The sequence below is a fragment of the Paenibacillus sp. N3.4 genome (assembly GCF_008017805.1).
Classification (GTDB): domain Bacteria; phylum Bacillota; class Bacilli; order Paenibacillales; family NBRC-103111; genus Paenibacillus_E.
This window is the reverse complement of sequence record NZ_VRTT01000013.1, coordinates 25,906-40,584: the sequence shown is the minus strand read 5'-3', so window position 1 is coordinate 40,584 and position 14,679 is coordinate 25,906. Positions and strand designations below refer to the sequence as shown.

Here is a 14,679-nt window from a genome sequence, read left to right as displayed (position 1 = left end):
GTATTCGGTTTCATTATAGCAGATTCCTAATTCTTCTTATATTTTGCATTCAATTCGCCAAGCAGAGCATTCACTTTTTTCTCCAAAGTAGGACTTATGGCTGCTGCGTTCGCCTTTTCGTTATCCAGCTGATCCATTTCATTATTCACCACATCCAAAATGTGAGAGTAGTTTGAAATTAAATGATTGTAAGATTCCGTTCCATGCTTTAGCCCGCCTTCAACCACTTTCTTAAGATCCTTAGGATCAATCGCAGGTGCGTACAGATTATAATACTTTTCTGCGGCTAACTGGTTAGAAGGCGGCGTGCCTCCACTTAGCTCTATGGCTTTCTCTTGCACGTTTTTCTGCAATTGATATTTAATCCATTCATAGGCTTCCTTCGGATGCTTGGAATCTTTCAGGATAACGAGTGGATCGATATAAAGCACATCACGCGCTTTATCATTGAAGCCAGCAGGTACAGCAGCTACACCGACCTTGAAACTGTAATCCTTCACGGAGGACAGAATCCATGCACCTGCTACCGACATCCCGACTTTGCCTGTTGCAAAAGGATCTCCGCCTTGTCCGGCGACGGCCTTTGTGAACTCCTTCGATGGCATCGCTTTATCTATATAGATCATATCGTGCAAGCGCTGATTCGCCTTCACAGCTTCAGGTGAGTTGAAATAGGATGCTGTCGGATGTCCGCCATTGGTCCATGTATCCTCGGAATACACTTTTGCGCCGAAATAAATGAGCCTCATATCTTTCTCGGCCCAGCCCCAATCAATGCCAAATTCGGCTTTTTGCGGGTCATCACTTGGTTTGGACAGCTTCTTGGCAACCTCCATCATCTTATCGAAGGTCCATGATTTGTCTTCAAAATCTGCCGGCGGGTAAGGAAGTCCCGCTTTATCGAACATATCCTTGTTGTAAAGCATCAATGAGGTGTAGCTATAGACAGGTATCCCATAGTTCTTGCCATCCACTTTGTAAATGTTCAGCACATCATCGGTCATCCCATAGTCAGCCGCTTTGAAATTATCTGCCTTTACGAGATCCGTCATATCGCGAAGCATGCCTTTGTCCATGAACTCAATGAACCCCATCTCGCCCCAATGGGAAGTTACATCGGGTGCTGTCCCTGCAGCTACAAGCGATTGCAGTTTCGAATCGAATTCTGAATAAGGGGCCTTCATAATTTTCACCTTTATATTCGGATGCGCTGCTTCAAAATCCGGGACAAGCTTCTCGACAAAAGTTTTGTCGGGAACGTCAGGGACAAACTGCGTGATCGTCACAGGGATTTTGCTGTTGCTGCCTTCGTCGCCCGCATTCTTGGTGTCTGAGCAAGCGGTTAAAACAGAACTTACCGAAAGCACGATGGCTAAAGAACCTACAGATAACTTGCTTTTATTCATAGCTTGATCCTCCTTGTTTTTACTTTACACCGGTCATTGCAATGCTTTGCACGAAATACCTTTGTGCGAATGTAAATAAGAGCAAAATCGGAATGACCGCAAAGATGGCAGCGACCATGACCAGATTCCACGGGACCAGGCGAGTGGCCGAGGAGTACATCGACGTCATGCCAATCGTCAGCGTGAATTTCTCTGTCGAGCTTAAATACAGCACCTGACCCAGCAAATCGTTCCAACTCCCGATGAATGAAAAGATCGCTACCGTCGAAAGAGCCGGCCCCGATAACGGAAAGGCGATGTTCCACCACTGGCGAAATTCCGAACATCCATCGATTCTCGCAGCGTCGAAAAGCTCATTGGACAGCGATGTGAAAAATTGACGAATGAGAAAGATCATATAAGCAGAACCAAAAAATGCGGGAATCGTAATTGGCAGAAATGAATCCATCCAATTCATCTGCTTGAAAAGAATGAATTGAGGAATCATAAGCACCGGATAGGGAAGCATCATTGTACTGAGCAGAAAAGCGAATAGAACATGCTTTCCTTTGGCTTCATAGCGGGCAAACCCGAAAGCAACGAATGAGGACGAGAGTACAGTCCCGATGACAGTAATAAAGCTAATAAATAAGCTATTCTTATACCAATTACCGTATTGATAATTATTGAAAAGCTTTTTTACGTTGCTGAATTCAATATGCTCAGGGATGATTTTGGGCGGAAACTTCAATACCTCGGCTTGTGACTTGAAGGCCGTTGAGAACATATTAATAGAAGGAAACACCATAATGACCGCAAGTACGATTAAAATAAGCAGCACAATTAGTTGTGAGCATGTATTTGTAAGCGTTCTCTTTTTATCCGGATGTATAGAACTGCGACTCATGCACCATCCCCCCCTTCATAATGCACATATCGCTTCGATATCTTCATGACGAGATAAGTCATCACCATGACTAGAATTAATAACACCCAGGCTAACGCCGATGCGTACCCCATCTTGAAAAATTTAAAACCATTTTGCCACAAATAATAAACGTAGAACTGTGTAGCATAATGTGGACCGCCTTTGGTCATGACGAACGCTTGCGTAAACACTTGAAACGAATCATTGAGCCCCATAATGAGCTGAAATAAAATGACCGGTGAAATGGCCGGCAGCGTAATACTGCGCAGCACCTGCAAGCGGCTTGCGCCTTCCAGCCTGGCAGCCTCGTACAGATAGGTCGGCACCCCTTGCAGCGCAGCAAGGAAAATGATCATTCCTGCACCTGCTCCCCACATCGTCATAATGACCATTGCGGCGAGCGCCCAGTGTTCGCTCTCCAGCCAGCTTGGTCCTTGGATGCCAATCAGACCCAGCATGTAATTCATCATGCCCGTTTGCGAGTTGAATACCCACAACCATAAGAGCGAAAGCGCTACGCCGGATATCATGCTTGGGAAATAGAGCGCTGTTCGAAATAATCGCCTGAATGGAATTTTCTGATTGACCAGAACAGCGAACAGCAAGGACAATACAAGCTGCAGAGGAACACTGAATACGGTAAAGATGAGCGTTGCCTTCACGCCTCGCCAGAAAAGCTCGTCGTGGAACATCTTGGTGTAATTCTGCAATCCGATCCATCTAGGTGGATGAATGATGTCATACTCCGTAAAACTAAAATAAAACGAAGAGACAATCGGGTATAGCATGAATACGAGCGCACCAATAAGCCATGGGGCTATGAAGAAATAAAAATAGCGAGTATTACGCGGTAACATCGTTGGTATCACCCCCTTTGTATTCATCCCAAAAGTATAAACGTTTATACTTTATGAAGTTAATATTAATATGGGCGGATGTGGTTGTCAATCGCTTTTTTTCATGGTATTGCCTTTGGAAAAGCAAATTGCTCTCGATTTTGAACGATGGTCTTTTTCCCCTCTCATCCAACTCCAATCATGTTGATTTGACATGCCGCGGTACGCATGATACTGTAATTTTACAGTCGTACTTTTATAGGAAAGTAAGTGATTCTATCCATGTATGAACAGAAAACAAAAGAAACCGACAACAGTGTCTTTGAGTTTATTGAAAATGTAGATAATCTTAAGAAACGCGAAGATGCCTACACATTGTTACGTATTTTCACTGAAACGACGGGTTATCCAGCGAAGATGTGGGGTCCAAGTATTATTGGATTTGGAACCTATCATTACAAATACGAATCTGGACACGAAGGCGATGCTCCACTCGTTGGTTTTTCACCTCGTAAAGCCAAGATCAGTTTGTATTTTGCGACCGGTGATTTAGCGCGGGAAGCATTATTAAAGGATTTCGGAAAATATACAGTTGCAAAAGCGTGTGTCTATATCAATAAAGTAGCAGATATTAATGTCGACGTCTTAGAAGCATTAATAAACCAATCTGTAAAGTTTCTAAAAGAGACTTATCCGAATTCAGAGCCTGATTTGTAAACCCTGTATAACATTACTTCCCTGGTCCTCCACCGGTAATGCGATAATTAACAGCACCAATATGTAGTTTTACTGTTGAATATGTTCTAAAATCCCCCTCACCTATGGCTTCAAAAGTTTGCGTTTTATTGCCAAAATTAGTTCCGGTTATGGCAACCTCTCCAATTTTTTCAGTTTGATCATCTTTATAGAAGGATAAATTCGCTCCAACCATGTTTTTTTCATTGCCCATCTTCTCCATTTTCAAATGACCCGTAACCTTCGTATTTGGACCATCTTTCGTTAGTATTAAATTCCCAACAGATATACCACTCCAATCTGGATCGGATAAGTCCAGGTTTCCATTTTTAACAAAAATGATTTCTGTTTCAGGATCATAATCGATTGTTGCCCCAATATTTTCGGTTACGAATCGAATCGGTACATAAGCATGACCATTATAGTTAAGTACCTTGTATTCATCTCCTAATTCGGTATTTTTCCCATTAAACTCAAATTTCGCAGGAAATAATAAAGTTTTGATTGAATCAGAAGCGTAAGTTATTGTTGTTGCAGAAAGTAGGATTCCGAAAACTGCACCTAGAATAAACCTTTTCATTTTTATTTCCCCCTTCCATAAATTTAACTCCATATACAAGAAAAAGGCTACCCCGTGGTAGCCTTTATTTGAACTATAATTCATTATGATCCTAATCACGACTCAGCTAATTTTATCAACTTCTCTCGGGTTTCGTTACTTCGCTATAGCCGTTCTAGCCATTCTCATCGACGCTAATGCGTAAACGATTAATGCAGTCCAAATCAAGGAGAAACTAATTAGAAGCATAGGAGAGAATTTCTCCTTAAATATAAATACACTCAAAAGCAGCGTAATAGAAGGACCAATGTATTGAATGAATCCAAGCATAGAAAGTGGAAGACGGGCAGCTGCTTTGGCGAACCATAAGAGAGGCAAAGCGGTTGCTACGCCTGATAATAGTAATAGCACAAAAGAAAGTGACGGCAGCGACCATGCAGAATCATGATGTGACAAATGTAAGTAGATAATATATGCCACAGCTAGAGGGAAGACAAACGCGGTTTCCCCTGCTAGTCCGATAGTGGCATCGTATGAAACTCTCTTTTTCACAAGACTATATAAGCCAAAGGTAGACGCTAAAGTTAATGAAACCCATGGGAATCTGCCATAATCAATGGTTGCCAGCAAGACACCGGCACCCGCCAATGCAACGGCCAACCACTGACTGCCGCTGGGCTTTTCCTTTAAAAAAAGGACCGCCAACATAACGTTGATCAGCGGTGTAATATAATAGCCCAAACTTGTCTCTATGACATGTCCATTATTCACCGCCCATATGAATATAAGCCAGTTGGAGCTGATAAGAAGGCTGCTTGCCCCAATCAGAAGCATTGTTTTTCTATTCGTCACCATCTTTCGGATGTCATTCCAACGTCCGCTTCCTATCATTAAAAAAACAGTCATGAATACAAAAGACCAAATCACACGGTGAGATAATATCTCCCCCGCGACCAACGACTCAAAAGATTTCCAATATAGCGGCAATAAGCCCCAAGCGGTATAGGCCAGAATAGCGTACCATAGCCCTTTTTTCATAGTTAAATCCTCTTTTCTATTTCTGATTACGCAAACCTATGAACTTTCCTATCAAATTGTCCATTGGCCAATTTCACTGCTCTATTGTAGCATAACGTAACTCTTCTGTCTGAACTAACCGTATTATTTTTAAAGTTAAACAGGAATAACACTCCCCAAATGGTCTCGAATATTTTCATTGAATAACTTGTACCATGGTCGATCTGTGGAAATCAGTTATAAACAAATTATCCCTTCCGAAAGACGTTATCATGGATCTTTCTTGTCGAAAAACATCATATACGGATGAAATATGAAGGAATTTATATCATTTTTTCCCTATAAAACAGGAAAGTTACAGATCAATAACGAATATACTAAGTAGTTTGCAGAGAGTGTATGGGATCTGTCTACTGTCTTACACCCTCCGTCATTGAAAGTTATGCATGGCGAGAAAGGCGGCGAAATCATATGGAGCTTTGGGCGATATGGCTCATTATCGGTGGAGTTCTACTAATTGCGGAAATGTTGACGCTTACGTTTTACTTGCTCTGGCTAGGAATTGGCGCTGCAGTGGCGGCTGTTGTGGCATGGATTTCCCCCGATAGTATTGTTCTCCAAGTACTTGCAGGTTGTATCACAGTAATTGTTTTAACCATTTTTACAAAGCCATTGACACAGCGAATTCGAACGTCCAAAGGTTTTAAAGACCCCTTTGAAGAGATGATCGGCAAAGAAGGGGTAGTTGTAGAAGAAATTGCCTTAGGTAAGCATGGAATTGTTAAAGTCGGTAATGAAACATGGAGCGCTTCATCGCACGAGTATTTGCCTAAAGGCGAGATCATCATTGTTGTTGCCAGAGGTACTACGATAGTGGAAGTTCAAAAAAAGGGAGGTTTTATGTAAATGGGTGCTGCCGTAACGATAGTTATTCTAGTAATTGTGATTGTTTTTGTTGCCTTAACGGTCAAAATTGTTCCTCAGCAAAGAGTAGCCGTTGTTGAGCGATTGGGGAAATACAATCGGTTGCTGACTCCGGGACTAAATATTCTTATCCCGATTGTCGATCATGTACGTACGTTTCACGATTTGCGAGTACAGCAGGCAAATGTTCCGCCGCAAACGGTTATTACGAAGGATAACGTACAAGTAAAAATTGATACGATCATCTTTTACCAGGTTGTCGGTCCTGAACAGGCGACTTATGGTATTTCGGATTATGTATATGGCGTACGAAATATTAGCACAGCAACGATGAGGCAAATTATCGGGAAGTTGGAGTTGGATGAAACCCTATCCGGCCGCGAGAAAATTTCAAGTGAAATCCGAATTGCGTTGGATGAAGCAACGGAAAAATGGGGCGTTCGCATTGAGCGTGTCGAAGTCATTGACATCCAACCTCCGCTGGATATTCAAGAATCAATGGATAAGCAAATGAAGGCTGAGCGAAGCAAGCGTGCCATTGTATTGGAAGCGGAAGCTGCCAAACAGGATATGATTTTGCGTGCTGAAGGCGACAAGCAAGGCAAAATCCTCAAGGCTGAAGGCGATAAAGAAGCACGTATCCGCCAAGCAGAGGGTATGCGTCAAGCGCAGGAGCTTGAAGCATTGGGACAGGCGAAAGCCATTCAGGCGATTGCCGAGGCTGAGAAAAATCGAATCGAACTGCTTCGAGCGGCCGGTCTCGATGAAAATGTGCTCGCTTACCGTTCATTGGAAACTTTAGGTGAAATATCTAAAGGTGCTGCCAATAAAATATTCATTCCTACTAAAGCCATAGAAACATTGGGCAGCATAGGCGCCATTGGCGAAATATTTAAAGCGAAAAATTCAGACTAAATAGCAAACAGGGTGTCATCTCGTATGAGAAGACACCCTGTTTTTCATTCATTTACTCTGTCATTAGTATCCGTCTCATCACACTTGATTATTCGAAATCTTTCCCCTCACGAGCCAGCTCTCGAGGACTGCTTGACTTGTGATTGTTCAACGTACGCTTACTTGCTCTGAGCTCGATTTGGAAGCTTTTATTTTTATGGCGATCATTAAGAAAGCAAGCAGTGCAAACATAATTCCGCTCCAGATGAGTTGATGTATGCCCAAGTGAGAAATAAACCAACCACCGACAGAAGTCCCTATAGTTATTCCAAGATTGGAAAATGAGACTAATAAGCTGTTGCCGAATTCGGGAGCTTCTTTCGCCTCAGTCGTTAACCATGCTTGACTGACAATAAGCCCGCCGGAATGAACTGCCCCCCAAATGAGCACGATAACAACCATCGGAATGAAATAAGAACCCAAATAATAAACGAATAAGTAAATTACCGCAAATAGTAGAGGAAACATGATGACGGTCTTAGTCATGCTTTTATGCAATAATTCTCCAAATAAAAAATTCCCCAAAATCATGATTAGACCAAAAACCATCAACATGATACTTATCCATGATCCGTTCATATGTGTGACTTGTCCAAGGTATTCAGCAAAGTAGCTGTACACAGAAAACATAGCTGCAAAGATAAAAATGACAGTCACGATATTTAACCACAATTGAGGTTTGCGTAGTATTCCAATCTGCTTTCCATAAGACATTTTTTCCTTAACAGGCATGGAGGGAAGCCAAATTAATATTCCCACAAAGGCAATCACACTTACAAGAGCTCCAAATAAGAAACGCAGTTTCTAACGAAAACTGTTCCGCAAGATAAGAAGTCAAAGGCACACCAAAAGCAAATCCAACCGTTATTCCAGCAAAAACCTTTGTAACCGCTTTGCTGCTTTTTCCGAAGGGACAAGTTTAGCTGCAGTCACAAGGGCTACTGAAAAAAAGACAGGATGAAAAATGGCAGGAACAATACGGAAAGCTAGCATAACATCAAAGCTCGTCGTATAGGCATAAACCAAATTTGAAATCGCGAAAATAAGTACAGCCGTTAAGAGAATGATTTTACGATTAATACCGGAAGCGAGTAATGTCATGAATGGACCTGAAATGGCAACGACTAAAGCGAATATGCTTACAAGCCATCCTGCCTGTGAGGCCGATATATTAAATTTTTCAGTTACCTGAGGCAGAACCCCTATAATACCCATTTCAGTTGTAATAATGCCGAATACGCCTAAAGCCAGAATAATGATAAGCAAAGGGTTAGCCTTTTTCATATTACATGTAAGCCTCCATCTTCATATTTATATATACAGAAATATAGATGTAAAATTGTAAAAAAAGACCTCCTTCCCGCGTTTATAATTTCTTTTGGATGTACTCGGAAAATTCCAGTAATGTCTTTTCGTTCCGACGATAATACGTCCACTTCCCGATTCGCTCAGATTCCAACAAACCAGCTTTCTGCATCATCAACAAGTAACTTGAGATAACAGACTGTGCAAGTCCCGATTTAGCCTGAATATCTCCCACGCATACACCAATTCGAAAATTGAGACCTTGTTGTACATAGGGCTTTTCATCAAAGAATTCCTCTGGATTTTTTAACCATAGCATAATTTGACTGCGCGTCTCGTTAGACAAAGCTTTATAAATCAATAAAGGTTCCATATCAATTATTATATCTATTTATTTAGATTTGTAAATATAAAATATGCTATCTTCTCCTGATGCATCGGAATAAAAGAAGACACCCAGCTGCGGGTGCCCTCACTAGGAGTAGCCATTTAAAAAGAAAATTTACTACTTTTACGATGCTGTCACATTAGTTGCGGTTTGCGTTACAGACTTTGTTATGTTATTCAATAAAGGATTGTGAACAATTGCATTTCCGGCTTGTGTACCTAGCCTCTGTCCTAAGCTGTTACCCAATATCCCACCAATAACTGACCCAACGACTGTTCCAACACCAGGAAGAACCGTAGTTCCAAGAATCGCTCCGTATTCAATACCGGCCATTATGCCGAATGCCCCTGTTACATTTCCCGTTGTTTTCACGGCAAATTCTTTTTTATCCATTTGTCCGTTTGTTAAATTCTTCACATCTTGGAATTCAGATATACCTCCAGAAATAAGTCCTGCCCATAATGAACCGCCTTGTAACATAATGATCTCTCCTTCATTCTTATTTTTCACAGTAGAAAGTTTGCCCCATTACTGTGAAAAACCATCAATTCGGATATTTCCAACATTCCCCTTAAATTTCTTTAGGGATCGGATCTTCTATTTCCCTCTTACTCCCCATCTGCCCAGATGGAAACTCGGAAGTAACTTCTTTAATTTGGTCCTTAATATCGAGCCATGCTCCCGTACCTTTAACCGCAAATTTACGTACAGCTTTTCTTCCTTCTGGAGATACAGCAAGTACGAGTGCCGCTGCACCTAGGATAATTCCGAATAGTGATTTATTTTTCATATCTAACCCTCCATGCAAAATTTATTTAAATAATTCCATAAAATGAAAATTTTTATACGAAGTAAGTTTTTAAATTTCAGGGATTAAACGAATGAATATTTGAATTATGTGCTGTGAATAATAACCAAATCAATATCCAAGTCATTTCAACATGGGGTAAGGAGAGTAAAGGGATGTATTCATTGCAAAATAAGAACAGATTTCTCCACGTTTTACCAGGGAGATTACGCATGGAAATCTGCGGCCTTAAGGGATGCAAGCTTACTGCCGATCTGCTTATCAAAAGCTTCTCAACATGTAAAGAAATTTACAAAGCAGAGCCTTGTATACTTACAGGCAGACTACTGCTTCTTTACGACGAAAAGCAGATTTCAAAGCAAAATATTTTCGGGATTATCCGAGATATTGAAGAGCAGGTCATCTTACAAAATACCTCAGAACTTGCTCTTGACCAGGCCGTTTCTTCAATGGAGGAAGTGAAACAGGAAGTTGCAGCCACCAAAGATATTGACCTTGTACTACCTAAACAAGCTACGGGAAAAGTCCCCCTTCCATTGGCCTTATCCATGGGTGGACTTGCTATTCTAGGAGCGAAGCAGTTGTTTATGGGACGTTCGGCTTTGGCTAGAAGTCCTGCACCTTTCTATTTGTCAGCTCTAGTGTCCGTATTAACGGGTTACCCCTTCTTAAAGCGGGGAATTCAGAATTTCTCTGATAAGAAGCAAATAAATTCAGATCTCATTTTAGGAACAAGTGCGCTAGCTCTCGCGCTTATTCGCGAAAACTTAGTTGTATTAGCCGGACTAAGCCTATTACAATTCGTTAACTGGAAGAAAAGTCAGTCTGTCTTAAATACGCAACAAGATATTTCTTTATCGCCTGAGATCCAAGCATACAGTGAAAGGGCCAGCAAATTGGGAATGATAGCGGCCGGAGTAACGTGGGCGGTTACCCGAAATCCGCTGCGTGCAATCGCTGTTCTTCTAGCAGCAAATCCTCGGTCCATGACTTTACCCGCTAAATGTGCCTGGAATCAAGCTGATCTCGTTTCTGATGAAAGAAATTACGTAGTTCCGGAAAAAGGATCGTTGTCTCAACTTGCACGTACAAAAACAATGTTGATTGAAGACTCTTCTCTCCTTTTTGACCCTCCGAAAATTGAAGAAATAGAGAGTCTGACAATGAATGAAGCAGATGCAGATAAAATTGTTTGTTATGCAGCGTCATTGATGGCAAAAAGCAGCCATCCTTGGAAAGAGGAGATATGGAATAGAGCCAAACAAACGTGTCGTACGATTCGTACCGCATTCCAAGTGGAAGAAGATGTACAAGGAATCAAAGGAAAAATAAACGATTCCCGTATTTTGCTAGGCAGTTTCAAGTATCTTCAAGAGCACGGCATTGATTGCACATCATATGAACTAAAAGCAAAAAGACTGATGAAAACTGGCAATAGTGTTCTGTTTGTAGGAAAACAAGGCATCAAGAATGGTGAATGTTTGGGTCTAATCGTCAGACATCAAGAAACCTCCATCAATGAAAATGGCCTTATGGCGGCTTCCTTTATAGAAAAAGGTTGGCGCATCCAGTTATTACACAATAGTTTGAAAATTAGCGATGAATTGCTCAATCGATACCAAATGGATTTAAACTGGTTGGCACTTGAGCATGGTGAAGTGTTTGAAAAAATCGCCGTTATGCAGCAGCGCGGTGAGGAAGTACTATTTGTTTCAAGTACAGAGCAAAATCCAATCAATGCTTTATTTAAAGAAACTGGCATAGCGTCAATTTCAGTTGATGAGTTGAAGAGTATTCAGGAAAGCGCTACATATGCCGAGTTCATCGATCGAACGGTAAACCAACATGTTTCCGTTTCAAAAAATTGGAGTTTACTGGGGAGCGCTTTAGCGACGTTCGGAATGATAAGCGCACCTGTTGTCAATCTAGCTTCAGATGCGTTATCTCTTGTTTTTATGTCCCGATCGAAAAAAATAAGCGAATCATTCCCAGCCACACCATCAAATACGTTCCATCCTGAAATTGCGGCTGCTTCGGAGGCTCCCATTTGGCATGCCCTTTCAAGTGAACAAGTCACCAGGGATTTCCATGTCGATCAAAATCAGGGTCTGACAACAGAGAAAGTCATTTCCCTTCGAAATCGTTATGGTTCGAACCAGCTTGAAAGCAAACAACCAACCCCTTGGCTCGTTTCCTATTTAGGGCAATTCAAGGAATTTACAACCTTAATCCTGCTCGGCACCTCAGTTCTTGCCCTATTTACTGGTGGGGTATTCGATGGCATAGCTATGGGATCCATCCTTCTCGCTAATGCGGCTATTGGGACGATTCAGGAGCGAAAAGCTGAGAAGGTAGTCGAGACACTGAATCAATTTCAACCACCTACCTGCCGGACAATAAGAAACGGCAAACAGGCGGAAATGTCCGCTGCGGAATTGGTACCTGGCGATATCGTTTGCTTCGAAGCTGGAGATCGTGTACCAGCCGATATTCGTTTGATAAGCTCAAGAAGCTTGCGTGTCAACGAGGCAGCCCTAACCGGAGAATCGTTACCCATTGAAAAAAATGAATCTGCTCTGACAGTAGATTGTCCTCTTGCAGAGCAGAGAAATATGCTTTTCATGGGGACTGATGTATGCGGGGGAAAAGGGATCGGAGTCGTTGTACATACGGGTATGCAAACGGAGATGGGCCATTTATTGTCCCTTATGAAAAATCATGACAAAGAAGTTACTCCCTTGCAAGAAAAGGTAACGTCTATAAGCAAAAAATTTGTAAAAGGTGCTCTTGTGGCTGGGGGACTTGTATTCATAACTGGACTACTGCGGGGCATACCTATTACGCAAATGATTACGACTTCCATAACGTTGGCTGCATCCGCTATTCCAGAAGGACTGCCAGTTACGATTACCATTGCTTTGAGTGCAGGAATTTTCCGTATGGCGAAGAAAAATGCTTTGATTAGAAAGCTTTCTTCCTTGGAAACATTAGGTAGAACAACAATCATTTGTACGGATAAGACTGGCACTTTAACTAAAAATGAAATGACGGTTAAGGCCCTTTCGACGGTTGATCGGGCATGGGCAATAACAGGCGATGGATATGAACCGACAGGTCAATTTGAAGAGCTCATTCCCGAGGTGGCTGCTGCTTCCGCAGCGGCTGTTCAATCGGATTCTCAAGATCATCACCATATAGAGAATAGCCCAGATTTGAAGCGCCTTCTCCAAATCTGTGTACTTTGCAATAACAGCAAGCTCGTACAGGAGGAAGGAAGATGGATGACCAAAGGTGATCCAACCGAAGGCGCACTTCTCACGCTAGCAGCCAAAACCGGATTGTGGGAAAAGAATATGTCCCATTGGCATCGAGGACTTGAAATACCGTTCGACTCGGGCACTGCCAAAATGAGCGTTGTGTGCAAAGACACACTAACCGAGCAGGAATGTTTTCTGTTTTCAAAAGGGGCCGTAGAAACCATCGTTCGCCATTGCAACCGATATCAAAAAAATGGTGAAATTTTCCCATTGTCTGAAGAGCAAAAACAACTCATTTTACAGCAAAATGAGAAACTATCTTCAGATGCCTTACGTGTACTTGCCTTCGCTTACCGACATATGGATGAACATACGAATGAAGAGGGAATGGATGAAAAGGATCTGATTTATGTAGGTATGGCAGGGATGATGGACCCTCCAAAAACCGATGTTGAACACAATATCCGTGAGGCTTTAGAGTTAGGCGTTAAGCCAGTTATGATCACAGGCGACCACCCGATTACGGCTATTGCCATCGCGAAACAGCTTGGTATTTATAATGGGTCTCAGAATGTTTTAACTGGTCATGAACTTGAACGTTTATCGGATGATGAGTTGGATCGTATTGTGGATCAAATAACTATTTTTGCAAGGGTTACACCGGAACATAAACTTCGTATCGTAACTGCCTTTCAAAAACATGGTCATATAGTCGCCATGACAGGAGACGGCGTTAACGATACCCCTGCCATCAAACAAGCCAACGTTGGGATTGCGATGGGACGATCAGGAACGGAGGTTACCAAAGAAACTGCGGATATGGTCTTGACCGAAGATCATTTTGGAACAATTGTTGAAGGTGTTAAAGAAGGTCGAACGATCATAAGCAATATCCGTAAAGCACTCGGATGCTTATTGACAGGTAATTTAGCCGAGATTATTGTGACTAGTGCAGCTGTAATGATCGGACTGCCGATTCCTTTAGTACCTATTCAAATATTGCTAATGAATTTGCTGACGGATGCGCTGCCCGCGATGATTTTGGCTGTGAATCCCGGAAATAAGACTAAACAAACGAAGCGAAATGATATCGTTGATAAGGAATTGTATCAAAAAGTAATCACCAGAGGAGTCCTGCTGGGATTAGGATCAATCGGCTTATTTGCCATGAGTATCGCTGCTGGGACACCTATCCCGGTTGCGCAAAGCATGGCGTTCGCTACGCTAGTTGCAGGACAATTGATCCAAACCTTCTCGTGGCGTCAAGAGGGCTCGGAGGAAACGGTTCGCGATTGGACGAAGGACCGGTTATTAATTGGTGCTCTTGGCATCTCCTGGTTGACTTTACTTGCTGCGTTGTATATACCAACATTAGCAGGATTTTTCCATACGACTCCCCTCTCTTTACAACATTGGATTCCAATTATCGGGGTAGCCGGATCTGTATCGCTTTTATCAAAACCACTACTTTCTCTCATTTCAAGAAAACAAGATAACAAGTTTCTGCCATCCATGGGCGAATATGCGAGTGCTGCGGTTTAACAACCGCAGTACTCAAAAAACTAGAGAACGTCCAAATAAAC

The 14,679-nt window shown here is 42.1% G+C and carries 12 protein-coding genes and 1 pseudogene; 4 read left to right on the top strand and 9 right to left on the bottom strand.

The window, feature by feature from the left end; translation table 11 throughout:
• Positions 1 to 26: 26 nt before the first annotated feature.
• The 3 genes from FU659_RS09040 to FU659_RS09030 are packed head-to-tail and all read right to left on the bottom strand — an operon-like array spanning position 27 to position 3,170.
• Positions 27 to 1,406 (bottom strand): ABC transporter substrate-binding protein, encoded by a 1,380-nt coding sequence (locus FU659_RS09040; protein ID WP_147947272.1) that lies wholly within the window; start codon positions 1,404 to 1,406, stop codon positions 27 to 29.
• A gap of 19 nt (positions 1,407 to 1,425) precedes the next feature.
• A complete protein-coding gene (locus tag FU659_RS09035) occupies positions 1,426 to 2,292 on the bottom strand; it encodes a carbohydrate ABC transporter permease (protein WP_147947271.1) in 867 nt (288 codons plus the stop codon).
• The gene (locus tag FU659_RS09030) at positions 2,289 to 3,170 is read right to left on the bottom strand and encodes a carbohydrate ABC transporter permease (RefSeq protein ID WP_147947270.1); all 882 of its coding nucleotides are present in this window, start codon (positions 3,168 to 3,170) and stop codon (positions 2,289 to 2,291) included. Before FU659_RS09030 ends, FU659_RS09035 begins: the two co-directional genes overlap by 4 nt.
• Before the next feature lie 261 nt (positions 3,171 to 3,431).
• On the opposite strand from FU659_RS09030, the gene FU659_RS09025 reads away from it, so the two are divergent.
• Positions 3,432 to 3,866 carry a DUF1801 domain-containing protein gene (locus FU659_RS09025; RefSeq protein ID WP_147947269.1) on the top strand — a complete coding sequence of 145 codons (435 nt, stop codon included), beginning with the start codon at positions 3,432 to 3,434 and terminating at the stop codon, positions 3,864 to 3,866.
• A gap of 13 nt (positions 3,867 to 3,879) precedes the next feature.
• Here FU659_RS09025 and FU659_RS09020 read toward each other — a convergent pair whose 3' ends face one another.
• Positions 3,880 to 4,464, bottom strand: coding sequence for a stalk domain-containing protein (locus FU659_RS09020; protein ID WP_187274016.1), 585 nt, complete (start codon positions 4,462 to 4,464; stop codon positions 3,880 to 3,882).
• Between the two features lie 135 nt (positions 4,465 to 4,599).
• Positions 4,600 to 5,481: an EamA family transporter RarD gene (rarD, locus tag FU659_RS09015; protein ID WP_147947267.1), complete on the bottom strand. Its 882-nt coding sequence runs from the start codon at positions 5,479 to 5,481 to the stop codon at positions 4,600 to 4,602.
• Between the two features lie 450 nt (positions 5,482 to 5,931).
• Between rarD and FU659_RS09010 the strand changes: the two genes are divergently transcribed.
• Together FU659_RS09010 and FU659_RS09005 are read left to right on the top strand one after the other, a co-directional pair.
• The gene (locus tag FU659_RS09010; RefSeq protein WP_147947266.1) at positions 5,932 to 6,366 is read left to right on the top strand and encodes an NfeD family protein; all 435 of its coding nucleotides are present in this window, start codon (positions 5,932 to 5,934) and stop codon (positions 6,364 to 6,366) included.
• Positions 6,367 to 7,299 (top strand): SPFH domain-containing protein, encoded by a 933-nt coding sequence (locus FU659_RS09005; protein WP_147947265.1) that lies wholly within the window; start codon positions 6,367 to 6,369, stop codon positions 7,297 to 7,299.
• A 147-nt stretch (positions 7,300 to 7,446) separates the two neighbouring features.
• Here FU659_RS09005 and FU659_RS09000 read toward each other — a convergent pair.
• From FU659_RS09000 to FU659_RS08985, 4 genes and pseudogenes are all read right to left on the bottom strand, one after another.
• Positions 7,447 to 8,622, bottom strand: a pseudogene (locus tag FU659_RS09000) (MFS transporter).
• 82 nt (positions 8,623 to 8,704) lie between these two features.
• Positions 8,705 to 9,016, bottom strand: a complete 312-nt coding sequence (locus FU659_RS08995) for an ArsR/SmtB family transcription factor (RefSeq protein WP_147947264.1) — start codon at positions 9,014 to 9,016, stop codon at positions 8,705 to 8,707.
• A gap of 138 nt (positions 9,017 to 9,154) precedes the next feature.
• Positions 9,155 to 9,511, bottom strand: a complete 357-nt coding sequence (locus FU659_RS08990) for a hypothetical protein (protein ID WP_147947263.1) — start codon at positions 9,509 to 9,511, stop codon at positions 9,155 to 9,157.
• A 91-nt stretch (positions 9,512 to 9,602) separates the two neighbouring features.
• Positions 9,603 to 9,821: a hypothetical protein gene (locus FU659_RS08985; protein ID WP_147947262.1), complete on the bottom strand. Its 219-nt coding sequence runs from the start codon at positions 9,819 to 9,821 to the stop codon at positions 9,603 to 9,605.
• 173 nt (positions 9,822 to 9,994) lie between these two features.
• Here FU659_RS08985 and FU659_RS08980 point away from each other — a divergent pair, with 173 nt between their 5' ends.
• Positions 9,995 to 14,638 carry a cation-translocating P-type ATPase gene (locus FU659_RS08980; RefSeq protein WP_147947261.1) on the top strand — a complete coding sequence of 1,548 codons (4,644 nt, stop codon included), beginning with the start codon at positions 9,995 to 9,997 and terminating at the stop codon, positions 14,636 to 14,638.
• Positions 14,639 to 14,679: the final 41 nt, after the last annotated feature.